22 protein-coding genes are annotated in these 23,948 nt (G+C 73.1%); 19 read left to right on the forward strand and 3 right to left on the reverse strand.

Annotation, left to right across the window (positions count from 1 at the left end; translation table 11 throughout):
* Positions 1 to 1,707: 1,707 nt before the first annotated feature.
* The 9 genes from A8711_RS33115 to A8711_RS05970 all read left to right on the forward strand — a co-directional run bounded on the left by A8711_RS33115 (position 1,708) and on the right by A8711_RS05970 (position 10,502).
* A complete protein-coding gene (locus A8711_RS33115; RefSeq protein WP_043330338.1) occupies positions 1,708 to 2,325 on the forward strand; it encodes a hypothetical protein in 618 nt (205 codons plus the stop codon).
* A gap of 146 nt (positions 2,326 to 2,471) precedes the next feature.
* Positions 2,472 to 2,933 carry a DUF948 domain-containing protein gene (locus A8711_RS05935; protein ID WP_104115776.1) on the forward strand — a complete coding sequence of 154 codons (462 nt, stop codon included), beginning with the start codon at positions 2,472 to 2,474 and terminating at the stop codon, positions 2,931 to 2,933.
* Positions 2,934 to 2,964: 31 nt separating this feature from the next.
* Positions 2,965 to 3,270: a DUF6167 family protein gene (locus A8711_RS05940; RefSeq protein WP_069087671.1), complete on the forward strand. Its 306-nt coding sequence runs from the start codon at positions 2,965 to 2,967 to the stop codon at positions 3,268 to 3,270.
* Positions 3,267 to 5,948 carry an alanine--tRNA ligase gene (alaS, locus tag A8711_RS05945; RefSeq protein ID WP_064448515.1) on the forward strand — a complete coding sequence of 894 codons (2,682 nt, stop codon included), beginning with the start codon at positions 3,267 to 3,269 and terminating at the stop codon, positions 5,946 to 5,948. Before A8711_RS05940 ends, alaS begins: the two co-directional genes overlap by 4 nt.
* Before the next feature lie 183 nt (positions 5,949 to 6,131).
* A complete protein-coding gene (gene ruvX / locus A8711_RS05950) occupies positions 6,132 to 6,593 on the forward strand; it encodes a Holliday junction resolvase RuvX (protein WP_043324961.1) in 462 nt (153 codons plus the stop codon).
* Positions 6,590 to 7,789: an endolytic transglycosylase MltG gene (gene mltG, locus A8711_RS05955; protein ID WP_069087672.1), complete on the forward strand. Its 1,200-nt coding sequence runs from the start codon at positions 6,590 to 6,592 to the stop codon at positions 7,787 to 7,789. Before ruvX ends, mltG begins: the two co-directional genes overlap by 4 nt.
* Entirely contained in the window at positions 7,789 to 8,601 is an 813-nt protein-coding gene (locus A8711_RS05960) for a shikimate dehydrogenase (protein WP_069087673.1), read from the forward strand. The genes mltG and A8711_RS05960 overlap by 1 nt, the downstream gene beginning before the upstream one ends.
* A 157-nt stretch (positions 8,602 to 8,758) precedes the next feature.
* Complete coding sequence (aroC, locus tag A8711_RS05965; protein WP_069087703.1) at positions 8,759 to 9,937, forward strand: chorismate synthase; 1,179 nt, start codon at positions 8,759 to 8,761, stop codon at positions 9,935 to 9,937.
* 55 nt (positions 9,938 to 9,992) lie between these two features.
* Positions 9,993 to 10,502 carry a shikimate kinase gene (locus tag A8711_RS05970; protein ID WP_043324958.1) on the forward strand — a complete coding sequence of 170 codons (510 nt, stop codon included), beginning with the start codon at positions 9,993 to 9,995 and terminating at the stop codon, positions 10,500 to 10,502.
* A 223-nt stretch (positions 10,503 to 10,725) separates the two neighbouring features.
* Here A8711_RS05970 and A8711_RS05975 read toward each other — a convergent pair whose 3' ends face one another.
* Both A8711_RS05975 and A8711_RS05980 read right to left on the reverse strand, forming a co-directional pair.
* On the reverse strand, positions 10,726 to 11,514 hold the full coding sequence (locus tag A8711_RS05975) for a cytochrome c oxidase assembly protein (protein WP_069087674.1): 789 nt from the start codon (positions 11,512 to 11,514) through the stop codon (positions 10,726 to 10,728).
* The gene (locus A8711_RS05980) at positions 11,511 to 12,053 is read right to left on the reverse strand and encodes a DUF2243 domain-containing protein (protein ID WP_043324956.1); all 543 of its coding nucleotides are present in this window, start codon (positions 12,051 to 12,053) and stop codon (positions 11,511 to 11,513) included. The genes A8711_RS05975 and A8711_RS05980 overlap by 4 nt, the downstream gene beginning before the upstream one ends.
* Before the next feature lie 92 nt (positions 12,054 to 12,145).
* Here A8711_RS05980 and aroB point away from each other — a divergent pair, with 92 nt between their 5' ends.
* The 4 genes from aroB to nusB are packed head-to-tail and all read left to right on the forward strand — an operon-like array spanning position 12,146 to position 14,701.
* Complete coding sequence (gene aroB, locus A8711_RS05985) at positions 12,146 to 13,222, forward strand: 3-dehydroquinate synthase (protein ID WP_043324955.1); 1,077 nt, start codon at positions 12,146 to 12,148, stop codon at positions 13,220 to 13,222.
* The gene (gene aroQ / locus A8711_RS05990; RefSeq protein WP_043324954.1) at positions 13,219 to 13,668 is read left to right on the forward strand and encodes a type II 3-dehydroquinate dehydratase; all 450 of its coding nucleotides are present in this window, start codon (positions 13,219 to 13,221) and stop codon (positions 13,666 to 13,668) included. Before aroB ends, aroQ begins: the two co-directional genes overlap by 4 nt.
* Positions 13,669 to 13,709: 41 nt before the next feature.
* A complete protein-coding gene (gene efp / locus A8711_RS05995; protein WP_013285503.1) occupies positions 13,710 to 14,267 on the forward strand; it encodes an elongation factor P in 558 nt (185 codons plus the stop codon).
* A gap of 23 nt (positions 14,268 to 14,290) precedes the next feature.
* Positions 14,291 to 14,701 (forward strand): transcription antitermination factor NusB, encoded by a 411-nt coding sequence (nusB, locus tag A8711_RS06000; protein WP_174534511.1) that lies wholly within the window; start codon positions 14,291 to 14,293, stop codon positions 14,699 to 14,701.
* A gap of 64 nt (positions 14,702 to 14,765) precedes the next feature.
* On the opposite strand, the gene A8711_RS06005 is transcribed toward nusB, so the two are convergent.
* On the reverse strand, positions 14,766 to 15,254 hold the full coding sequence (locus A8711_RS06005; protein ID WP_013285505.1) for a transcriptional regulator: 489 nt from the start codon (positions 15,252 to 15,254) through the stop codon (positions 14,766 to 14,768).
* A gap of 287 nt (positions 15,255 to 15,541) precedes the next feature.
* On the opposite strand from A8711_RS06005, the gene pyrR reads away from it, so the two are divergent.
* The 6 genes from pyrR to A8711_RS06035 all read left to right on the forward strand — a co-directional run bounded on the left by pyrR (position 15,542) and on the right by A8711_RS06035 (position 23,919).
* A complete protein-coding gene (gene pyrR, locus A8711_RS06010) occupies positions 15,542 to 16,126 on the forward strand; it encodes a bifunctional pyr operon transcriptional regulator/uracil phosphoribosyltransferase PyrR (RefSeq protein ID WP_043324953.1) in 585 nt (194 codons plus the stop codon).
* Entirely contained in the window at positions 16,123 to 17,049 is a 927-nt protein-coding gene (locus A8711_RS06015) for an aspartate carbamoyltransferase catalytic subunit (RefSeq protein ID WP_030502502.1), read from the forward strand. Before pyrR ends, A8711_RS06015 begins: the two co-directional genes overlap by 4 nt.
* Positions 17,046 to 18,323, forward strand: a complete 1,278-nt coding sequence (locus A8711_RS06020; protein WP_069087675.1) for a dihydroorotase — start codon at positions 17,046 to 17,048, stop codon at positions 18,321 to 18,323. Before A8711_RS06015 ends, A8711_RS06020 begins: the two co-directional genes overlap by 4 nt.
* Positions 18,320 to 19,462: a glutamine-hydrolyzing carbamoyl-phosphate synthase small subunit gene (carA, locus tag A8711_RS06025; protein WP_043324951.1), complete on the forward strand. Its 1,143-nt coding sequence runs from the start codon at positions 18,320 to 18,322 to the stop codon at positions 19,460 to 19,462. The genes A8711_RS06020 and carA overlap by 4 nt, the downstream gene beginning before the upstream one ends.
* Positions 19,455 to 22,802 (forward strand): carbamoyl-phosphate synthase large subunit, encoded by a 3,348-nt coding sequence (gene carB / locus A8711_RS06030; protein ID WP_064448508.1) that lies wholly within the window; start codon positions 19,455 to 19,457, stop codon positions 22,800 to 22,802. Before carA ends, carB begins: the two co-directional genes overlap by 8 nt.
* A 103-nt stretch (positions 22,803 to 22,905) precedes the next feature.
* A complete protein-coding gene (locus A8711_RS06035) occupies positions 22,906 to 23,919 on the forward strand; it encodes a quinone-dependent dihydroorotate dehydrogenase (RefSeq protein ID WP_043324949.1) in 1,014 nt (337 codons plus the stop codon).
* Positions 23,920 to 23,948 lie beyond the last annotated feature (29 nt).

The following is a 23,948-nucleotide window of genomic DNA, read 5'->3' on the forward strand; positions in this document are numbered from 1 at the left end:
GTGCGCCCCGGCGGTCCCGAGGGCGGCGCGCCGCGCCCGCCCGTCGACGGCCCCTGGCCCGGCGTGCCCGAGGCCCGTCGTCCGGCGGGAGCACCCGCCCGCCGGGGCGCGGACGGCCCCACCGGCCAGCAGCCGCCGGTCACCGGCGTCTCGCCGCCGCCCGGCGCGCCCGCCGGGCCGCCACCCGGCCGGGTACCCGCCGAGCCGGGCCGCCCGCCCGTCGACGGCGAGCACCGGCCCCCGACACCGCGCGGCCGGCACGGCGCCGGCGTGCCGGAGGGCGCGCACCAGGCCGCGGCCAACCCGCCCGTCACCTCGCCGCCCGGCGGCCGCCGGGCCCGGCCCGACGACACCGCCGGCGTCCAGCCGGTCTCCGGCGGGCCCCGTCGCGCGCGACCGGACGACGTAGCGCCCGGCGTCCGGCCCGTGTCGGGCGCGGGCCGTCGTGCCCGGCCGGACGACGTTCCGCCCGGCACCCGCCCCGTCTCCGGCGCCGGCCGCCGCGCCGCGCCGGAGGGCGTCGTGCCCCCGGCGGGTGGCCGCCGGGCCGCCCCGGAACCGGACCGCCCGCCGGTGGTGCCGCGCAGCGGAAACGCGCCGGACCTGCCCGGCGCGCCCGTGTCCGGCGGCCCGGCGAACGCGCCGCGCCGCGCCGCGCCGGGTGGCCGGAGGGCCGCTCCCGACGGGCCGGCCGAACCCGGCGCCGCGGCCGAGGCGGCGCGGCCCGGACGTCGCGCGGCGCCTGACGACACCGGCGACCCGCGCCCGCAGCGGCCGGGCGAATGGTTGCGGCAGGCCGGTCGCGCGCCACACACCGACCCCGCCATGCCGGTGACCCGCCGCCCGGCCGACGAGCCGACCGGCCGTACCGGCGCCGCCGTCCCACCGGTCCGCCCCGAACCGGCCGATCCGGGTACGCCGTCGCGGCGGCCCGCGCCGGCTGGACCGGGTGGGCCGGCGCGTGGCGCGGCGGCAGGCCCTCCGGCTGCACCGGTCCGGCCCGATCAGTCCGGCCCGATCGCGCCCCCGGCGGGTCCTCCGATGCCCGCCCCGGCCGCGAACCCCGCCCGTCCCGGCCCGGCCCGGGGCGCCGCCCGCCCCGGCGTACGACCCGGTGGCGGCCCGCAGAGCGACGTCGAGCGCACGGGTGGTGTGCCGATCGGTGGTGGCCGTCCCGGTGGTGGCCCGCCGCGTCCGGCCGGTCCGCCCGGCGGCGACGGTGGCCGTATCGGTCCCGGCCCGCACCCACCCCGGCAGGGACCCGGCGGTCCCGGCCCGCATCCGCCCCGGCAGGGGCCCGGCGGGTCCGGCCCGGTCCGGCCCGGTGAGGCACCTCCGCCCGGTGGCGGACCCCGTCCACCGGTGGCGCCCGGTGCCCGGGGCGCGGCCGCCGGACCGGCGCCTGCCGCCCGCGCGGCGGCGGGTGTGGCGCGACCGGTCGGGCCGGACGAGCGGACCACCGGCCGGGCGGCCGGCCCCGGACCGGAGCCGGATCGCAGCGGTCCGGGCAACCCGGCCGGCGTGGCGCCGCCTCCGGGCGCTCCGGCGGTGGCGCGGGCGGCTGCTGTCGTACCCCCGGGGGAGGCTGCCGGGCCACGGCCCGGCGCGGACGGCATGCCCGCGCCGCGACCCGCCGGTCCCGGCGTGGACGAGACCGACGCGGAGGCCGGTGGCCTGCGCGGCGCCCGGTCCGAGCTGCGGCGGCAGATGCGCGAGCGGCGCCGCCTGCGGATGGGTGTCCTCGCGCTGGTGAGCCTCCTGCTGCTGGGCGCGGTACCGCTCTACTTCGGCATGCGGACGCTCAGCCGCGATCCGGTCTTCGACACCCTCGACGCGCTCGACGTGCCCGCCTGGGCCGAGAAGAAGACAGTCGACAACGTCAGCGGCAGCCGCTGGTGCCTGCAGGACTGCCGGCTGCGGGAACGCGCGGTCGAGTCGGAGCAGGGATGGGAGCAGACGGTCGCCGTCTACGAGCAGGCGCTGGCCAAGGACGGCTGGCGGCGGTGGAGCGTCGAACGCTGCCCGGAGGAGAAGGTCGAGGGCAGCTACACCTGCTGGCGTCGCGACGAACTCACGCTTGACCTGTGGGTACGCGACCCGGCCTGCACGCCACCGCCGATCGACGGCGCGCCCGCGCCCTCCGCGCCGGCCGCGCCCGCAGCGGCGACGTGCACCGGCTCGTTGGTGTCGGTGAAGGTGCGCAACGCGATCGACGACGAGCGCACCGGGCCGACGCCGACCACCGATCCGTCACTCACCGGTGAGGATCCGTTCCCGACGCTGACCGACGACCCGCTGGGCGAGGCGACTCCCTCACCGTCGTGAGCCGACTTTCATCACGGACGGTAGGGTCTGGGGCTGGCACGCCCGTCCGCGCCCGGTGACCGGGTCGGCGTGGCGCGAAGTGGGTAGGTACGGTCGCGCGTTCCGGAGCGTCGGGTTCCGGGACACTGCTTGAGGAGGACATGCGCGTGAGTGGTGGAGAAATCGCTGCGCTGATCGCGGCCGGCGCGTTCCTGATGCTGGTGCTCGTGCTGGCGGTGCCGATCCTGCGGCTGCGGCACACCGTGGACGCGACGACCCGCATGATCACCGAGGTGAACGAGCGCACCGCGCCGCTGCTCGGGGACGTGAACACCACGGTGAAGAACGTCAACGTGGCGCTGGAGCAGGTGCAGACCTCGCTGGACGGGGTGAACCTGCAGCTCGCCAAGGTGGACACCATGACCAGCCACGCGCAGAACGTCACCGCGAACGTGGCGAACCTGGCGACCGTGGTCTCGGCCGCCGCCGCGAACCCGCTGGTGAAGGTGGCCGCGTTCGGGTATGGCGTGCGCCGCGCCGCCTCCGCGCGTCGGCACGCCGAGACCGAGCGCGAGGTGCGCGACACCATCAAGCAGCAGCGTCGCGCCGCCAAGCGCGGCAACCGCTGACCCCGACCGGCGTACGCGGGAGGATGAGAGCATGAGGCGGTTGTTCTGGCTGGGCATCGGGCTGGCCGTGGGCGTCCTGGTGGTGCGCAAGGCCACCCGGACCGCGCAGGCGTACACCCCGGCCGGCATCGCCAGCGGGCTGTCCGAGTCCGCCGGCGGTCTGGTCGAGTCCGTCCGGGCGTTCGTGGACGACGTCCGGGTCGGCATGGCCGAGCGTGAGCAGGAGATCCACGAGGCCTTCGCCCGCGGCGAGGTGTACGACGACCAGTTCGCCGAGCTGCGGGAGGACCCGCGCATCGGCGACCGAGAGATTTTCCCGGAGGACCACCAGCGATGAAGACGGCGGAGATCAAGCGGCGGTTCCTCGCCCACTTCGAGGCGAACGGGCACACCGTGGTGCCGTCCGCTCCGCTGCCCGCCATCAGCGACCCGAACCTGCTGTTCATCAACGCGGGCATGGTGCAGTTCGTGCCCTACTTCCTGGGCCAGCAGACCCCGCCGTACGCGCGGGCGACGAGCGTGCAGAAGTGCATCCGGACGCCTGATATCGACGAGGTCGGCAAGACCAGCCGGCACGGCACGTTCTTCCAGATGAACGGCAACTTCTCCTTCGGTGACTACTTCAAGTCCGGGGCGATCCCGCTCGCCTGGGACCTGGCGACGAAGTCGGTCGAGGCGGGCGGTTTCGGGCTGGACCCGGAGCGGATCTGGGCCACGGTCTACCTGGACGACGACGAGGCGTACGACATCTGGCGCGCCACCGGCGTGCCGGCCGAGCGGATCGTGCGCCGCGGCAAGGCCGACAACTTCTGGTCGATGGGCATCCCCGGCCCGTGCGGCCCGTGCTCCGAGCTGTACTACGACCGCGGCCCGGCCTACGGCCGCGAGGGCGGTCCGGAGGTCGACGAGGACCGTTACCTGGAGTTCTGGAACCTCGTCTTCATGCAGTTCGAGCGCGGCCCGGGCACCGGCAAGGAGGACTTCCCGATCCTCGGTGACCTGCCGGCGAAGAACATCGACACCGGCATGGGCCTGGAGCGGATGGCCTCGCTGCTGCAGGGCGTGGACAACCTCTACGAGATCGACGAGGTCCGCCCGATCCTCGACAAGGCCGCCGAGCTGACCGGCAAGCGCTACGGCGTGCACTCCGGTCACGCGGCGAACGAGTCGCACCCGGACGACGTACGGCTGCGGGTCATCGCCGACCACGTGCGCACCTCGCTGATGCTCATCGGCGACGGCGTGACCCCGTCGAACGAGGGCCGGGGCTACGTGCTGCGCCGGATCATGCGGCGGGCGATCCGGGCGGTGCGGCTGCTGGGCTACCAGGACCGGGCGCTGCCGGAGCTGCTGCCGGTGGCCCGCGACTGCATGGCGCCGTCGTACCCGGAGCTGGCCGAGGACTTCGGCCGGATCTCCCAGTACGCGTACGCCGAGGAGGACGCGTTCCTGGCCACGCTGCGCGCCGGCACCACGATCCTGGACACCGCCATCGCGGAGACCAAGTCGGCCGGCAAGGCGGCGCTCTCCGGTGACAAGGCGTTCCAGCTGCACGACACGTACGGCTTCCCGATCGACCTGACCCTGGAGATCGCGGCCGAGCAGGGGCTGCAGGTCGACGCGGAGGGCTTCCGCCGGCTGATGGCCGACCAGCGCAGCCGGGCCAAGGCCGACGCGCAGGCGCGCAAGACCGGGCACACCGACGTGTCGGCGTACCGGTCGGTGCTCGACGGCGGCGGGCCGGTGGAGTTCACCGGCTACACCGAGCTGAGCCGCGAGTCGCGGGTGCGCGCGCTGCTGTCCGGCGGCGCCGCGATCTCCGCCGCGGTCGAGGGCGACACGATCGAGCTGGTGCTCGACACCACCCCGTTCTACGCCGAGGGCGGCGGGCAGCAGCCCGACCAGGGGCTCATCACCGTCGGCGGCGGCCAGGTCGAGGTCTTCGACGTGCAGCAGCCGGTGCCCGGCCTGATCGTGCACCGGGCCAAGGTGGTACGCGGCGAGGTCCGCTCCGGGGAGACCGGGTACGCCGAGATCGACGTGTCCCGCCGCCGGGCGATCTCCCGCTCGCACACCGCGACGCACCTGGTGCACCAGACGATGCGCAACTTCCTCGGCGAGTCGGCCACCCAGGCGGGTTCGCTGAACGCGCCGGGCCGGCTGCGGTTCGACTTCAACACCCCGACGGGTGTGGCGCCGAGCGTGCTGCACGACGTGGAGCAGCAGGTCAACGAGGTGCTGCTGGCCGACCTGGAGGTGCACGCGTTCGTCACCAGCCAGGAGGAGGCCCGCCGGATCGGGGCGATGGCCCTGTTCGGCGAGAAGTACGGCGAGCGGGTCCGGGTCGTCGAGGTCGGCGACTACGCCCGGGAGTTGTGCGGCGGCACGCACGTGGCCCGCTCTGCCCAGCTCGGCCTGGTGAAGATCCTCTCCGAGGCGTCGGTGGGTTCTGGGGTACGCCGGATCGAGGCGCTCGTCGGCATGGACGCGTTCGGCTTCCTGGCCCGCGAGCACCTGCTGGTGTCCCGGCTGGCCGAGCTGTTCCGGGTGCCGGGGGAGCAGGTCGCCGACCGGGTGGAGCAGACCGTCACCCAGCTTCGCGACGCGGAGAAGGAACTGGAGAAGCTGCGCGCCCAGCTCGTGCTCGGCGGGGCCGGCGCCCTGGCCGCGCAGGCCAAGGACGTGCGCGGCGTCGCGTACGTCGGCACCGAGGCCCCCGAGGGCGCGGCTGCGAACGACGTGCGGACCCTCGCCCAGGAGATCCGGGGCCGGATCGACCCGGCCCGCCCGGCGGTGGTCGCGGTGGCGGCCCGGGCCAACGGCAAGGCGTCCCTGGTGGTGGCCGTCAACCAGGCCGCCCGGGGGCGGAGCCTGAGCGCGAAGGACCTCGTGAAGGCGGCGTTCTCCGGCCGGGGCGGCGGCAGCGACGACCTGGCCCAGGGCGGCGGCCTGCCCGCGGCGGAGGCGCCGAACCTGCTGGTCACCGTCGAGCAGGCGGTCGCTGGCACGGCATGAGTGAACGCACCGAGCGGAGCGAGGGCCGTGAGCGCATGCCCGGCTGGCACTGCATGAGCGAATGCACCGAGCGGAGCGAGGGCCGTGAGCGCATGCCCGGCGATACGGCATGAGCGCACCGATCGACGCCAGGGCGGACCACCCGGTCCGCCCTGGCCCGTACCGGCGGGGAGGTGTCCGATAGTGGCCGAGCTGTCCCGTGGCGTCCGGCTGGGCGTCGACGTGGGCCAGGTCCGGGTGGGTGTGGCCCGATGTGATCCGCACGGCATCCTCGCCACGCCCCTGGTCACGTTGGCCCGCGACCTGACCGCCGAACCGGACGCGGTGCCCGCCGACATGGCCGAGCTGGTCCGGCTCGCCGCCGAGCACGAGGCGGTGGGAATCGTCGTCGGGCTACCGGTCAACCTCGCCGGAAAGCACGGCCCCGCAGCGGTGAACGTATCAGCCTATGCCAGCCGATTGGCTGATGTAATGAGGCCGATTCCGGTGACGCTGACGGACGAGAGGATGTCTACCGTCGTCGCGAGTCGTAGGCTGGCCGAACGGGGCGTCCGGGGAAAGCGCCAACGGGCGGTGGTCGACCAGGCCGCCGCGGTGGAGATTCTGCAGAGCTGGCTGGACGCACAGCGGAGGCGGACGCAATGATCGACGACCTTGATCTGGGCTTCGACGAGCAGGACAGGGGGGAGAAGGGCCGGCACCGGCGCGGCGCGGTACGCCGACGGCAGGGCAAGTCCGGCGGCGGCCGGGGCAAGACCCTGCTCGCCCTCGCGCTCGCGCTGATCCTGCTGGGCGGCATCGGCGGCGGCGCGTTCTACGGCTTCGACCGGGTCCAGAACTACTTCGTCACCCCCGACTACGACGGCTCCGGCACCGGCGAGGTGACCGTCGAGATCAAGCAGGGCGCGCTGCTCGCCGACATGGCCGACGCGCTGGTCGCCGCCGACGTGGTGAAGAGCACCAAGGCGTTCATCGAGGCCGCCGAGGAGAACTCGCGCAGCAAGAACATCCAGCCCGGCACGTACAAGCTGCGCAAGCAGATGAGCGGCGACGCGGCGGTCACGGCGATGCTGGACCTGAAGAACCGGATCGTGAACGGGATCACCATTCCCGAGGGGCTCACCGCGAAGACGGTCTACAAGCGGCTCTCCGAGAAGACCGACATCCCGGTCAAGGACTTCGAGGCGGCGGCGAAGGATCCGGAGGCGCTCGGCGTGCCGGACTGGTGGTTCAAGCGTTCCGACGGCAAGAAGGTCACGCCCTCGATCGAGGGCTTCCTCTTCCCGGACACCTACGAGATCCCGCCGAAGGCCACCGCCGAGACGGTGCTCAAGCTGATGGTGAACAACTTCCTCACCGTCACCTCGAACATGCAGTACGCCGAGAAGGTGCAGCAGGAACGCGGCGGCATCACCCCGTACGAGGCGCTGATCGTCGCCTCGCTCGCGCAGGCCGAGGCCGGCAACAAGGCCGACCTGGGCAAGGTCGCCCGGGTGGCCTACAACCGGGTCTACGGCGAGTTCCCCTGCAACTGCCTGGAGATGGACGTCACCGTCAACTACTACTTCGAGCTGACCGGGCAGAAGACCAAGGCGTCGAAGGACATGACTGCCGCCGAGCTGGACAACCCGAAGAACCCGTACAACCGCAAGCTGCGCGGGCTGGTCCCGTCACCGATCAACAACCCGGGCAAGGAGGCGCTCGAGGGCGCTCTGGCCCCGCCGCCGGGCAAGTGGCTCTACTTCGTGGCGATCAGCAAGGACGGCCGCTCCGCGTTCGCCGACACCTACGCCGAGCACCAGCGCAACGAGCAGAAGGCGCGCGAGGCCGGGATCATCTGATGGCCGATCCCCGCCGCGCCGCGGTGGTCGGCAAGCCGATCGCCCACTCGCTCTCCCCGGTGATCCACACCGCCGGGTACGCGGCGGCCGGGCTGAGCGGCTGGTCGTACACCCAGATCGAAGCCGGCGCCGACGACCTGCCCGGCCTGGTCGCGGGCCTCGGCCCGGAATGGGCCGGGCTGTCGGTGACCATGCCGGGCAAGGAGGCGGCGCTCGCGCTGGCCGACGAGGTCTCACCGGCCGCCGCCGCCGTCGGCGCCGCCAACACGCTGGTACGACGCGCCGACGGCACCTGGTACGCGGACAACACCGACGTCACCGGCATGGTCGAGGTGCTCACCGGCGCGGGCTGCGTCGCCGGGGCGGTCGTCACCGTGCTCGGCGCCGGTGGCACCGCCCGGGCGGCCATCGCGGCGGCAGCCCGGATCGGGGCGGCCGAGGTGACTGTGGTGGCCCGCCGCCCGGAGGCGGTCGACGAGCTGCGCCCGGTCGCGGCGGCGGCCGGCGTGCCATTGGCCGGGGCCGAGTGGGACGGCGCGCCCGCGCACGCCCGCGCCGACCTGGTGATCTCCACGGTGCCGAAGGGCGTCGCCGACGCGCTCGCAGACAACTTCGACTGGCGACCGGAGTCGGTCTTCTTCGACGTCGTCTACGACCCGTGGCCCACGCCGCTCGCGGCGGCGGCGCTGACAGCCGGGTGCCGGGTGGTCTCCGGGCTGGACCTGCTGCTTGCCCAGGCGTACGGCCAGTTCGAGCACTTCACCGGCGTCACCGCCCCACGCGCCGCGATGCGCGCTGCCCTGCCGGTGTAAGGAAGGGCCCCTTGTTAACTCCTCCGGTAGAGGAAGGGTCCCTTGTTAACGCCTCGCCCCACGAGGCGGCAGATCGGCGCGGAGGCGGCCTGTCCGGTGGGCGGGATGCGGCGGGCGGCGTACGCCGGTGACCACCGGGCGTGACACACTGACCGTCGTGTTGCGCTGGCTGACTGCAGGTGAATCGCACGGACCCGCCCTCGTCGCGATGCTGGAGGGCGTACCCGCCGGCATCGAGGTGACCACCGGGGAGATCTCCGGCGAGCTGGCCCGGCGCCGGCTCGGCTACGGCCGGGGTGCCCGGATGTCGTTCGAGCAGGACGAGGTCGAGATCATCGGCGGGCTCCGGCACGGCGTGACGCTCGGCAGCCCGGTCGCGATCCGGGTCGGCAACTCCGAGTGGCCCAAGTGGCGCACCGTGATGGCCGCCGACCCGGTCGACCCGGAGGAGCTGGCGAGTCAGGCCCGCAACGCGCCGCTGACCCGTCCCCGCCCGGGTCACGCCGACCTGGCCGGCATGCAGAAGTACGGGCACACCGACGCCCGGCCGATCCTGGAGCGCGCCAGCGCCCGGGAGACCGCCGCCCGGGTCGCGGTGGGCACCGTCGCCAAGGCGCTCGTGCGTCAGGCGCTCGGCGTCGAGATCGTCTCCCACGTGGTCGAGCTGGGCCCGGTTGCGGTCAAGCCGGGGCTTCGCCCCACCCCGGAGGACGCCGCCCGCATCGACGCCGACCCGCTGCGCTGCCTCGACGCCGAGGCCAGCGCGCGGATGGTCGCCGAGGTCGACGCCGCGAAGAAGGCCGCCGACACGCTCGGCGGCGTGGTCGAGGTGCTCGCGTACGGGGTACCGCCGGGCCTGGGCAGCCACGTGCAGTGGGACCGCAAGCTCGACGCGCGCCTCGCCACCGCGCTCATGTCGATCCAGGCGATCAAGGGCGTGGAGATCGGCGACGGCTGGCAGCAGGCCCGCTCGCGCGGCTCGGAGGCGCACGACGAGATCGTGCCCACCGCCACCGGCGTGCGGCGGATCACCGACCGGGCCGGTGGCCTGGAGGGTGGCATCACCACCGGTGAGCCGCTGCGGGTGAAGGCGGCCATGAAGCCCATCTCGTCGCTGAACCGGGCCCTGGCCACGGTCGACGTGACCACCGGCGAGCCGGCCACCGCGATCAACCAGCGCTCCGACGTGTGCGCGGTGCCGGCGGCGGCGGTGGTGGCCGAGGCGATGGTCGCGCTCGTGCTGGCCGAGGCGGCGGTGGAGAAGTTCGGCGGCGACTCGGTCGCCGAGATGCGCCGCAACCTGACCGGTTACCTCGACAGCTTGGTGATCCGGTGAGCGCGAGGAACGCAGCGCAGCGGAGTCCCGCAGTCGCGAACGAGAGGTGGCAACGATGAGCACCCGGCCGATCTGCGTGCTGGTCGGTGCGCCCGGTGCCGGCAAGACCACTGTCGGCACGGCGCTGGCCGAGGCGCTCGGCGTCGACTTCCGGGACACCGACGCCGACATCGAGAACCTCGCCGGCAAGCCCATTCCGGAGATCTTCGTGGACGAGGGGGAGGAGCACTTCCGTACCCTCGAACGGGCCGCCGTGGCGGCGGCGCTCGCGTCGCACGCGGGCGTGCTCGCGATCGGCGGCGGCGCGGTGCTGGCCGAGGAGAACCGGGCCGCGCTGATCGGCCACACCGTGGTGCACCTGTCGGTGGAGCTGCCGGACGCGGTCAAGCGGGTCGGTCTGGGCGCCGGGCGTCCGTTGCTCGCGCTGAACCCGCGCGCCACGCTCAAGCATCTGATGGACCAGCGCCGCCCGCTCTACGCCGAGGTGGCGACCGCGACCGTGGTGACGGACGGGCGTACGCCGGAGGAGTTGGCCGCGGAGATCGCCGCGCTGCTCAAGCCTTGACACCCGCCCCGCCGCGCCCGGCTCCCGCCCTCGGTGGAACGCGGTGGGTGTCTCCGGGGTGTCGTGGCACCCATGACGTTCCACCCGGCGTGGATGACGTTGGTGGGTGGAACGCCTTGGGTGTCTCCCGAGCGTTATGGCACCCGTGGCGTTCCAGTCGGCGTCGATGGCGTCGGTGGGTGGAACGCCATGGGTGCGTGGGAAACGTGTCGGGACGGGCCGGTCAGGCATTTGCCGCAACGGCCCCGGCCGCCCTGCGGCGAGGGCTCCGCTCCGGTCGCCAGGTGGCGAGCAGCGCCAGCGCCAGCGCGATCTCGGCCAGGTCACCGAGGTAGTACATGAGCGTGGCGCCGGCCCGCAGCTCGGCGGCGGTCGCCGGCACGTCCACGAACAGCCCGGCGTAGAGCAGCTGGGCGATGGTGGCGTGCGCGGCCACCCCGAACCCGATCACCACCAGCCGCACCGGTACGCGCGGGCGGTGCGGGCCCGGGTCGGGACCGGCGATCGACCAGGCGAACAGGCAGCCGCTGAGCAGGAAGTGCACGTTCACCAGCGTGTGCAGGGCCGGGCTGTCCAGCGTGGCCCGGTACAGCGGGGTGAGGTAGAGCAGCCACAGCACGCCCGCGGTGAGCAGCAGGCCGGTCACCGGGTGGCCGAGCACCCGTGCTGTCGGATGCCGCAGCAGATGGACCAGTGCCCGGCCGGTACGCCGGTCCAGCGTGCGCAGCAGCAGCGTGACCGGGGCGCCGAGCACCAGCGCCAGCGGCGCGAGCATGCCGATCAGCAGGTGCTGCCACATGTGCCCGACGAAGTCGCCGGCCGGCCACGCCAGCCCGCCCGCCAGCAGCAGCGCGCCCAGCCCGAAGCTCGCCGTCCGGGCGTGCGGCCAGCCGGGCCCGCCCGGGTCCCGCAGCCGCAGCGCGGCGGCCAGGTACGCCCAGAACAGCGCCGCCGGGATCAGCGCGATCGCCGGGAAGCCGCCGCCGGCGTGCCCGGCGTGAGCCAGGCTCACCGGCGCTCCGGCGCGCAGAGGTCCACCGCGCGGGCCCGGCGCTGGATCGTCCAGCCGACAGCGATCAGCACCACGCCGAGCGCGAGGAACCCGAGGTCCCACCAGAGCTGGTTCGGGCCGCCGCGGACGTGGTGGATGCCGAGCAGGTGGTGGTCGACGACGCCCTCGACCAGGTTGAACAGGCCCCAGCCGATCAGCGCCCAGCCCCACAGCATCGGCGAGCGCCACAGCCGGCCCCGCGAGTGTGTGACCCGGGAGTAGAGCAGGGCCAGGCCGGTCAGCACCGCCACCCAGGTGACCACGTGGAACAGGCCGTCCCAGAGCGTGTTCATCTGCAAGCCGGGCACGGTGTCCACCGGGTACTCGCGCACGCCGATCCGGTCGCTGCCGGTGCTGCTGAGCATGTGGTGCCACTGCAGGACCTGGTGCAGGACGATGCCGTCGACGAAGCCGCCGAGCCCGACGCCGAGGATCGTGGCGGGCAGCCGGATGCTCGTCGCGGACTCCGGTCGGGTCGCGTGTGCCGTCGTCTCACTCATTCCGGCCGCCCTACCCGCGATGTGGCCGGACAAACACCCAGCCAGTGGACAACGGCCGCGCGGGGGCGGCGCGCTGGACTAGGCTGCCCGCGATGGACGAGGTGACCCGGATCCCGGTCGGCGGCGAGCGGCCGTACGACGTGCTGGTGGGACGTGACCTGCTGGACCCGCCGCCGGTGCTGCTGGCGGGCGCCGAGCGGGTGGCCTTCCTGCACGCGCCGCCGCTCAAGGCGCTCGCCGACCGGCTCGCCGACGCGGTCCGCGAGGGCGGCGTGACGCCGCTGCTGATCGAGGTGCCGGACGCCGAGGCGGGCAAGCACGTCGACGTGGCGGCGGCCTGCTGGGAGCGGCTCGGCGACGCCGGTTTCACCCGTACCGACGCGGTGGTCGGGGTGGGCGGCGGCGCGGTCACCGACCTGGCCGGGTTCGTCGCCGCGACCTGGCTGCGCGGCGTGCGCTGGGTGCCGGTCGCCACGTCGCTGCTCGGCATGGTCGACGCGGCGGTGGGCGGCAAGACCGGCATCAACACGGCCGCCGGCAAGAACCTGGTCGGCGCGTTCCACCCGCCGGCCGGCGTGCTGGCCGACCTGGCGACGCTGGACAGCCTGCCCCCGGCCGACCTGGCCGCCGGCATGGCCGAGGTGGTCAAGTGCGGGTTCATCGCCGACCCGGTGATCCTCGACCTGGTCGAGCGGGACCCGGCCGCCGCGCTCGACCCGGCCGGGCCGGTGCTGCGGGAACTGGTCGAGCGCGCGGTCCGCGTGAAGGCCGACGTGGTCGCCGGGGACCTGCGCGAATCCGGGGTACGCGAGGTGCTCAACTACGGGCACACCCTCGCCCACGCGATCGAGAAGGTGGAGGGGTACCGCTGGCGGCACGGTCACGCGGTGTCGGTCGGCCTGGTCTACGCGGCCACTCTCGCGCGGCTCGCCGGCCGTCTCGACGCGGCCGACGCCGAGCGGCACCGCCGGGTGCTGACCGCGCTCGACCTGCCGACCGGCTACCGGGCCGACGCCTGGCCGGAACTGCTGGCCGCGATGCGGGTGGACAAGAAGGCCCGGGGCAGCCGGCTGCGGTTCGTGGTGCTCGACGGGATCGCCCGCCCGGCGATCCTGGAGGCGCCGCCGGACGACCTGCTCGCCGCCGCGTACGCGGAGATCAGCTCATGAGGGTGTACGTGCTCAACGGGCCGAACCTGGGCCGGCTCGGCACCCGCCAGGTCGACGTGTACGGGGTGACCAGCTACGCCCAGCTGGTGGCCGACTGCGAGCGGCACGGCCGGGAGCTGGGGCTGGACGTGGTGGTCCGGCAGACCGACGCCGAGCACGAGATGCTGGCCTGGCTGCACGCGGCGGCCGACGAGGAGGCGGCGGTGGTGCTCAACCCGGCTGCCTGGACGCACTACTCGGTGGCGGTGCGGGATGCCTGCGCGATGCTGCGCGGCCCGCTGGTCGAGGTGCACATCTCCAACATCCACGCCCGGGAGGAGTTCCGGCGCCACTCGGTGGTCTCCGCCGTGGCGACCGGGGTGATCTGCGGGCTGGGCGTGGACGGCTACCGGCTGGCGCTGCAGCATCTGGCTCAGCGTGCGAGTCCGATTCGACAGGGCGAGTAGACTTGGACGGTCTGTCCGCCAATTGATGATCAAGGCAGGAAATGGCCACCACCAACGACCTGAAGAACGGCCTGGTACTCAACCTGGACGGCGAGCTGTGGGCCGTCGTCGAGTTCCAGCACGTCAAGCCCGGTAAGGGTGGTGCCTTCGTGCGCACCACGCTGAAGAACGTGCTGTCCGGCAAGGTGGTCGACAAGACCTTCAACGCGGGCACCAAGGTCGAGACCGCGACCGTGGACAAGCGCACCATGCAGTACCTGTACGCCGACGGCGAGGACTACGTCTTCATGGATCTGGAGACGTTCGACCAGATCACCGTCCCCGGCGGCACCGTCGGCGAGGCCGCCAACTACCTCCTCCCCGAGGCCGAGGCGACCGTCGCCACCCACGAGAGCGTGCCGCTGTACATCGAGCTGCCGACCTCGGTCGTGCTCGAGGTCACCTACACCGAGCCGGGCCTGCAGGGCGACCGGTCGACCGGCGGCAACAAGCCGGCCACCGTCGAGACCGGCGCCACCGTGCAGGTGCCGCTGTTCATCACCACCGGTGAGAAGATCAAGGTCGACACCCGCGACGGCCGTTACCTCGGCCGAGCCTGATGGCCGAGGGTCCCAAGCAGCAGATGCCCGCGCGTCGCAAGGCGCGCAAGCGGGCGCTGGACGTGCTCTTCGAGGCCGACCTGCGGGACCGCCCGCCGGTCGAGGTGCTCGCCGGCTACCTGGAGCGGATCGAGCAGCCGCGCCCCGACCACCTCGGCTACGCGGTCGGGCTGGTCGAGGGCGTGGCGGCGCACCTCGACCGGATCGACGAGACGATCGCCAGCTACGCCGAGGGGTGGACGCTGGACCGGATGCCGGTGGTCGACCGCAACCTGGCCCGGATCGCCGTGTACGAACTGCTCTACGTCGACGAGATCGACGACGCGGTGGCGATCAGCGAGGCGGTGGAGCTGGCCCGGCAGATGTCGACGGACGACTCGCCCCGGTTCCTCAACGGCATTCTCGGCCGGATCGCCGAGTACGCCAGCCGCTGAGCCCCGCGCTCCGACGACGAAAGGGCCCGTGCCGGACGGCACGGGCCCTTCTCGTATGCGGATGTCAGGACGCGAAGAACGCCCGCGGGTCGGCGACCAGCACGCCGTGCTCGGTCAGCCGCTCGATCAGCCCCGACGGTGAGGCGTCGTAGACGATCGCGAGGGCGCGCAGGTCGTCGGCGCGGATGGAGAGTACCCGGCCGTTGTAGTCGCCGCGCTGCTGCTGGATGGCGCGCGCGTAGCGGGCGACGTAGGCCAGGTCCTCGGAGGCCTCGTCGTAGAGCCGCTCCAGGTCCAGCACGATCTTGCTGGTGGGCTCGTGACGCACCCCGCTGCCGTCGGGCAGCAGCTCCGAGACGGGAACGCGGTAGAAGTCGGCCAGTTCCGCCAGGCGGGACACGGTGACGGCGCGGTCGCCGCGCTCGTACGAGCCGACCACCACGGCCTTCCACCGCCCGTTCGACTTCTCCTCCACCCCCTGCAGGGACAGGCCCTGCTGCTGGCGGATGGAGCGCAGGCGGGCGCCCAGCGACTTGGCGTATTCAGAGGGCATTCGGACACTCCCAGTGCTGCTCGGGGTTCTCCCAGCTATCGCTACGGAGCGTGACGGTACGGGGATTGCGACACGCGGTCAAGTGTTGCTGTCCACGACGTCTAGGACGCTCGTGTGGCTTGTCCCCATTTCTCCGGGCTGACCAGCAGGTCAGTACCGGCGGCGGGCGGCCCGGTGACCGCTGGTAACGTGGCGTGAAGCCCCGGTCCGGGCCCCGCGCGGGCCCCCGGAGCCGACCCAGACGTCCTTTAACGACCCGTCCCGTGAGGCGGGGAAGGAGGTCCGCCGTGGCCTACCCACCGGCTGCCCATTCGTCACCGCCGCGACAACCCTCGGTGAAGGTGATCCTCGCCGCTGCGGACGTGTCGCGGGTGGTCGACCGCATCGCCCACCAGATCCTGGAGAAGACCCAGGGCGCCGCCGACACCGTGCTGCTCGGCATCCCCACCCGCGGTGTGCCGCTGTCCCGCCGCCTCGCGGACCGGATCAGCACGTTCGAGGACGTCACCGTCCCGGTCGGCGTGCTCGACATCACGCTCTACCGCGACGACCTGCGCCGGCACGCCACCCGCGCGGTCGGCCCGACCGACCTGCCGTCCGGCGGGATCGACGGCAAGCGGGTGATCCTCGTCGACGACGTGCTGTTCTCCGGCCGCACCGTACGGGCCGCGCTCGACGCGCTCAGCGACGTCGGCCGCCCGGCCTCGGTGCAACTCGCCGTCCTGGTCGACCGCGGTCACCGTCAGCTCCCGATCCGCGCCGACTACGTCGGCAAGAACATCCCCACCGCGCTGGCCGAGAACGTGAAGGTCACCCTCGCCGAGACCGACGGCGCCGACGAGGTACGGCTGTACGGAGGCTCTCCCGCATGATCCGGCACCTGCTCTCCGGCGCCGACCTGGACGCCGCCACCGCCACCCTGGTCCTGGACACCGCCGCGGAGATGGCGACGGTGGCCGGGCGCGAGGTCAAGAAGCTGCCCGCGCTGCGCGGGCGCACCGTGGTGAACCTCTTCTACGAGGACTCCACCCGGACCCGGATCTCGTTCGAGGCGGCCGCCAAGCGGCTCAGCGCCGACGTGATCAACTTTTCTGCCAAGGGTTCCAGCGTGGCCAAGGGGGAGAGCCTGAAGGACACCGCGCTGACGCTCCAGGCGATGGGCGCGGACGCGGTGGTCGTCCGGCACCCCGCCTCCGGCGCGCCGCACCGGCTCGCCGAGTGGGTCGACGGGTCGGTGGTCAACGCCGGTGACGGCACCCACGAGCACCCCACCCAGGCGCTGCTCGACGCGTACACGATGCGGTCCCGGCTGGGCCGGCTCGACGGCCTGCACGTGGCGATCGTCGGCGACGTGCTGCACTCCCGGGTGGCCCGCTCCAACGTGCTGCTGCTGTCCACGCTCGGCGCGAAGGTCACCCTGATCGGCCCGCCCACGCTCATCCCGGTCGACATCGCCGCCGCCCTGGCCCCCGGCACCGACGTCTGTTACGACCTCGACGCCGTTCTCCCAGATGTGGACGTGGTGATGATGCTGCGGGTGCAGCGCGAACGGATGGGTGACTCCTACTTCCCGTCGGCCCGCGAGTACGCCCGCCGCTACGGGCTCGACGGGCCGCGCATGCGCCGGCTGCCCGAGCACGCGATCGTCATGCACCCCGGGCCGATGAACCGGGGCATGGAGATCACGCCCGAGGTGGCCGACTCGCCCCGCTCCACCATCGTCGAACAGGTCGCCAACGGGGTCTCCGTGCGGATGGCCGTGCTCTACCTGCTGCTCGGAGGGAACAACCGGTGACCGCGTACCTCATCACTAACGTCAGTGTGGTCGGCGGCGAGCCGACCGACCTGCTCATCCGCGACGGCGTGGTGGCCGCCGTCGGCGACGGACTCGCCGCCGACGACGCCACGGTCGTCGACGCGACCGGCCTGGTCGCGCTGCCCGGCCTGGTCGACCTGCACACCCACCTGCGCGAGCCCGGCCGGGAGGACGCCGAGACCGTCGAGTCCGGTTCCCGGGCCGCGGCGCTCGGCGGCTACACGGCGGTGTGCGCGATGGCGAACACCTCGCCGGTCGCCGACACCGCCGGCGTGGTCGAGCAGGTGTGGCGGCTCGGCCGGGAGGCCGGCCTGGTCGACGTGCAGCCGATCGGCGCGGTCACCGTCGGGCTGGCCGGCGAGCGCCTGGCCGAGCTGGGCGCGATGGCCGACTCCGCCGCCGGGGTGCGGATCTTCTCCGACGACGGGCACTGCGTGTCCGACCCGCGGCTGATGCGCCGGGCCCTGGAGTACGTCAAGGCGTTCGACGGCGTGATCGCCCAGCACGCCGAGGAGCCCCGGCTGACCGAGGGCGCGCAGATGCACGAGGGCGAGGTGTCCACCCGCCTCGGCCTGACCGGCTGGCCGGCCGTCGCCGAGGAGGCGATCATCGCCCGGGACGTGCTGCTGGCCGAGCACGTCGGCAGCCGCCTGCACGTCTGCCACGTCTCCACCGCGGGCAGCGTCGAGGTGCTGCGCCAGGCCAAGGCGCGCGGGGTACGGGTCACCGCCGAGGTGACGCCGCACCACCTGCTGCTGACCGACGCCAAGGCGGAGAGCTACGACCCGGTCTTCAAGGTCAACCCGCCGCTGCGCACCGCCGCCGACATCGCCGCGCTGCGGGAGGCGCTGGCCGAGGGCGTGATCGACATCATCGCCACCGACCACGCCCCGCACGCCGTGGAGGACAAGGAGTGCGAGTGGGCGTACGCCCGGCCGGGCATGCTCGGCCTGGAGACCGCCCTGTCCATCGCGCTCGACGTGTTCGGCCCCCGCTGGGACCTGATCGCCGAGCGGATGTCCCGCACGCCGGCCCGCATCGCCGGGCTGACCGGGCACGGCGTCGACCCGGCGCCCGGCGTGCCGGCCAACCTGACCCTTGTCGACCCCGCCGCCCGCCGCGTCATCGAACCGGCGGAGCTGGCCAGCCGTAGTCGTAACACCCCGTACGCCCGCATGACGCTGCCGGGTCGCATCGTGGCGACCTTCCTGCGCGGCGAGCCGACGGTCCTGGACGGAAAGGCAGTTAAGTGAAGAGACGTCCTGCGATTCTCGTCCTCGAGGACGGGCGCACGTTCCACGGCGAGGCGTACGGCAGCGTCGGGGAGACCTTCGGCGAGGCGGTCTTCAACACCGGCATGACCGGCTACCAGGAGACGCTCACCGACCCCTCGTACCACCGGCAGGTGGTGGTGCAGACCGCGCCGCACATCGGCAACACCGGCGTCAACGGTGAGGACGACGAGTCCGACCGGATCTGGGTGGCCGGGTACGTGGTGCGTGACCCGGCCCGGATCAGCTCCAACTGGCGCGCCGACGGCGGGCTGGAGGACCGGCTCGCCGCCGAGGGCGTGGTCGGCATCAGCGGGGTGGACACCCGGGCGCTGACCCGGCACCTGCGCGAGCGCGGCGCGATGCGGGTCGGCATCTCCAGCGTCGAGGACGACCCGGCCGCGCTGCTGGAGCGGGTGCGCCGTTCGCCGCAGATGGTCGGCGCGAACCTGTCCGACGAGGTGACCACCGCCAAGCCGTACGTCGTCGAGGCGGAGGGCGAGCACCGGTTCACGGTGGCCGCGGTGGACTTGGGCATCAAGCGCAACGTGCCGCGCCGGCTCGCCGCCCGCGGCGTCACCACCCACGTGCTGCCCGCCGGGTCGACGATCGAGGACCTGCTCGCCACCGGCGCGGACGCGGTCTTCTTCTCGCCCGGCCCGGGCGACCCGGCGACCGCCGACGGTCCGGTGGCGCTGGCCCGGGAGGTGCTGGCCCGGCGGATCCCGCTGTTCGGCATCTGCTTCGGCAGCCAGATCCTCGGCCGGGCGCTCGGCTTCGGCACCTACAAGCTGGGGTACGGCCACCGCGGCATCAACCAGCCGGTGCTCGACCGGGCCACCGGCAAGGTCGAGGTGACCAGCCACAACCACGGCTTCGCGGTGCAGGTGCCGGGCGCCGGGGCTGGCGCGGTGGTGCCGGATCAGGTGATCCAGACCGAGTTCGGCGGTGTCCAGGTGTCACACGTCTGCCTCAATGACAACGTGGTCGAGGGGCTGCGGGGCGTCGACATCCCCGCTTTCACCGTCCAGTACCACCCGGAGGCGGCGGCCGGCCCGCACGACGCGGACTACCTCTTCGACCGTTTCGCAGAGCTGATCGAGGGGCGCAAGAATGCCTAAGCGGACCGACCTCAAGCACGTCCTGGTGATCGGCTCCGGGCCGATCGTGATCGGACAGGCCTGCGAGTTCGACTACTCCGGCACCCAGGCCTGCCGGGTGCTGCGCAGCGAGGGGATCCGGGTCAGCCTGGTCAACTCCAACCCGGCGACGATCATGACGGACCCGGAGTTCGCCGACGCCACGTACGTCGAGCCGATCACCCCGGAGTTCGTCGAGCTGGTCATCGCCAAGGAGCGCCCCGACGCGCTGCTGCCGACGCTGGGCGGGCAGACCGCGCTGAACACCGCCGTCGCGCTGCACGAGGCGGGCGTGCTGGAGAAGTACGGCGTCGAGCTGATCGGCGCGAACATCGAGGCGATCAACCGGGGCGAGGACCGGCAGCTGTTCAAGGAGATCGTCGCGAAGGCCGGCGTACGGCTGGGCCTGGAGGATCCGTCCGCGCTGGTGCCGCGCTCGCGGGTCTGCCACTCGATGGACGAGGTCCGCGAGACGGTCGCCGAGCTGGGCCTGCCGGTGGTCATCCGGCCGTCGTTCACGATGGGCGGCCTCGGTTCCGGCATGGCGCACACCGACGAGGACCTGGAGCGCATCGCTGGCTCGGGCCTCGCGGCCAGCCCGGTGCACGAGGTGCTCATCGAGGAGAGCGTGCTCGGCTGGAAGGAGTACGAGCTCGAACTGATGCGCGACCGCCACGACAACGTGGTGGTGGTCTGCTCGATCGAGAACGTCGACCCGATGGGCGTGCACACCGGCGACAGCGTCACCGTCGCGCCGTCGATGACGCTCACCGACCGGGAGTACCAGCGGCTGCGTGACCTCGGCATCGCGGTGCTGCGCGAGGTCGGGGTGGACACCGGCGGCTGCAACATCCAGTTCGCGGTCAACCCGGCCGACGGCCGGATCGTCGTGATCGAGATGAACCCCCGGGTGTCGCGTTCCTCGGCGCTGGCGTCGAAGGCCACCGGCTTCCCGATCGCGAAGATCGCCGCGAAGCTGGCCATCGGCTACACGCTGGACGAGATCCCGAACGACATCACGCTCAAGACGCCTGCGGCGTTCGAGCCGACGCTCGACTACGTGGTGGTGAAGATCCCCCGGTTCGCGTTCGAGAAGTTCCCCGGCGCCGACCCGGAGCTGACCACCACCATGAAGTCGGTGGGCGAGGCGATGAGCCTGGGCCGCAACTTCACCGAGGCGCTGAACAAGGCGATGCGCTCGATGGAAACCAAGGCGTCGGGCTTCTGGACCACTCCGGACCCGGACGGCGCCACGTTGGAGAACACCCTCGCGGCGCTGCGGACGCCGCACGACGGCCGGCTCTACACCGTCGAGCGGGCGCTGCGCCTGGGCGCGTCGATCGCCGAGGTGTCCGAGGCGTCCGGCGGCATGGACCCGTGGTTCCTGGACCAGATCGCCTCGCTGGTCGAGCTGCGCGCCGAGATCGTGGCCGCGCCGGTGCTCGACGCCGGTCTGCTGCGCCGGGCCAAGCGCGCCGGCCTGTCCGACCGGCAGCTCGCCGCGCTGCGTCCCGAGCTGGCCGCCGAGGACGGCGTCCGCACGCTGCGCCACCGGCTCGGCGTACGGCCGGTCTACAAGACGGTGGACACCTGCGCGGCCGAGTTCGAGGCGACCACGCCGTACCACTACTCGACCTACGACTCGGAGACCGAGGTGGCGCCCTCGGCGCGGCCGAAGGTGCTGATCCTGGGCTCCGGGCCGAACCGGATCGGTCAGGGCATCGAGTTCGACTACTCGTGCGTGCACGCGGTCCAGGCGCTCCGGGCCGTGGACTACGAGACGGTGATGGTCAACTGCAACCCGGAGACCGTCTCCACCGACTACGACACCGCCGACCGGCTCTACTTCGAGCCGCTGACGTTCGAGGACGTGCTGGAGGTCTGGCACGCCGAGGACTCCTCCGGCAAGGCCGCCGGCGGCCCCGGCGTGATCGGGGTGATCGTCCAGCTCGGCGGGCAGACGCCGCTCGGCCTGGCCCAGCGGCTCAAGAACGCCGGGGTGCCGATCGTCGGGACGTCCCCGGAGTCGATCCACCTGGCCGAGGAGCGCGGCGCGTTCGGCGCGGTGCTGTCCCGGGCCGGGCTGCGCGCGCCCGCGCACGGCATGGCCACCTCGTACGACGAGGCGAAGGCGATCGCCGACGAGATCGGGTACCCGGTGCTGGTCCGTCCCTCGTACGTGCTCGGCGGGCGCGGCATGGAGATCGTGTACGACGACGCCACGCTGCGCGACTACATCGGCCGGGCCACCGCCATCTCGCCGGACCGCCCGGTGCTGGTGGACCGGTTCCTGGACGACGCCATCGAGATCGACGTGGACGCGCTCGTGGACGCCGACGGCGACGTCTACCTGGGCGGCGTGATGGAGCACATCGAGGAGGCCGGCATCCACTCCGGCGACTCGTCCTGCGCGCTGCCGCCGATCACCCTGGCCGGCTCGCACCTGGCCCAGGTGCGCCGTTACACCGAGGAGATCGCCCGCGGCGTCGGGGTGCGCGGCCTGCTCAACGTCCAGTACGCGCTGCAGGGCGACATGCTCTACGTGCTGGAGGCCAACCCGCGTGCCTCCCGTACCGTGCCGTTCGTCTCGAAGGCCACGGCGGTGCCGCTGGCCAAGGCGGCGGCCCGGATCGCCCTCGGCGCCACCATCGCGCAGCTGCGCGCCGAGGGGATGCTGCCGCCCACCGGCGACGGCGGCACCATGCCGGCCGACGCGCCGATCGCGGTCAAGGAGGCGGTGCTGCCGTTCAAGCGGTTCCGCACCCCCTCCGGCAAGGGCATCGACGTGCTGCTCGGCCCGGAGATGAAGTCCACCGGCGAGGTGATGGGCATCGACACCGGCTTCGGGCAGGCGTTCGCCAAGTCGCAGGCTGCCGCGTACGGGTCGCTGCCCACCGCCGGGAAGATCTTCGTCTCGGTCGCCAACCGGGACAAGCGCGGCATGATCTTCCCGATCAAGCGCCTGGCCGACCTGGGCTTCGAGATCGTGGCCACCACCGGCACGGCCGAGGTGCTGCGCCGGCACGGCATCGCCTGCGAGCAGATCCGCAAGCACTACGAGTCGGGTGAGGGTGCGGACGCGGTCTCGCTGATCCTCGGCGGGGACGTGGCGCTGGTGGTGAACACGCCGCAGGGCTCCGGCGCGAGCGCCCGCTCCGACGGGTACGAGATCCGCAGCGCCGCGGTGAGCGTCGACATCCCCTGCGTCACCACGGTCCCCGGCGCCGCAGCCGCGGTCATGGGCATCGAGGCCCGCATCCGAGGCGACCTGAAGGTCCGCCCCCTGCAGGACCTGCACGCCGCCCTCCGGGCGGGCGAGTGACCCCGCGCCTGACCGCGCCGATCATGAGGTTGGCGGCGATGTGGATCTCCAAATCCGCCGCCAACCTCATGATCAACGGGGAGAGCGGGCGGGGGGCCGGGGCGTGATCTTCGAGAAGGTGGTGCGGCCCCGGCTGTTCTCGCTCGCGGGCGGGGACGCCGAGGGGGCGCACGAGTGGACCCTGGAACGGCTCGCGGCGGTGTCGCGGCAGCCGGCCGTTCTCGCGGCGCTGCGACGGGCGTACTTCCGGTCCGCGCCGCGCACCGTGTTCGGGGTGCGCTTCCCCAACCCGGTCGGGCTGGCCGCCGGGATGGACAAGAACGGACTCGCGTTGCCCGCCTGGCCGGCGCTCGGCTTCGGCTTCGTCGAGGTCGGCACCGTGACCGCGCACGCCCAGCCGGGCAATCCCCGGCCCCGGCTGTTCCGGCTGCGCGACAGCGAAGCGGTGATCAACCGGATGGGCTTCAACAACGCGGGCGCGGCGGCCCTCGCCGACCGGCTGGCGGCGTTGCCGCGCCCGCTCGGCGTACCGCTGGGCATCTCGCTCGGCAAGTCCAAGGTGACCCCGTTAGACCAGGCGGTCGAGGACTATCTCGACTCCTACCGGGCGCTCAAGGGACACGGTGACTACTTCGCCGTGAACGTGTCCTCACCGAACACGCCCGGGCTGCGCTCGCTTCAGGACCGGTCCCACCTGGACGCGCTGCTGGCCGCGCTGGTGGGGGAGAAGCCGGTGCTGGTGAAGATCGCCCCGGATCTCACCGAGCCGGCCGTGGCCGAGCTGCTGGAGGTCTGCCTCGACCGGGGCGCCGCCGGGGTCATCGCCACCAACACCACGCTCGCCCGGGACGGGCTGGCCCCGGCCGACCGGGCGCGCGGCGCGGAGACGGGCGGCCTGTCCGGCCGGCCGCTGACCGTACGGGCCCGGGAGATGGTCGCCTTCGTGCACCGGGAGACCGGCGGGCGGCTGCCTGTGATCGGCGTCGGCGGCATCCTCGACCCGGACGACGCGACGCGCATGTTCGACGCCGGCGCGTCCCTGGTCCAGCTCTACACCGGCTTCATCTACCGCGGCCCCGCCCTGACGAGAGCCATAACCCGGACCACCCACCCCTGACCCACCCCTCTCTTCCCCGCGATCTTGCA

The sequence above is a fragment of the Micromonospora sp. II genome (assembly GCF_001709195.1).
Taxonomy (GTDB): Bacteria; Actinomycetota; Actinomycetes; order Mycobacteriales; family Micromonosporaceae; genus Micromonospora; species Micromonospora chalcea.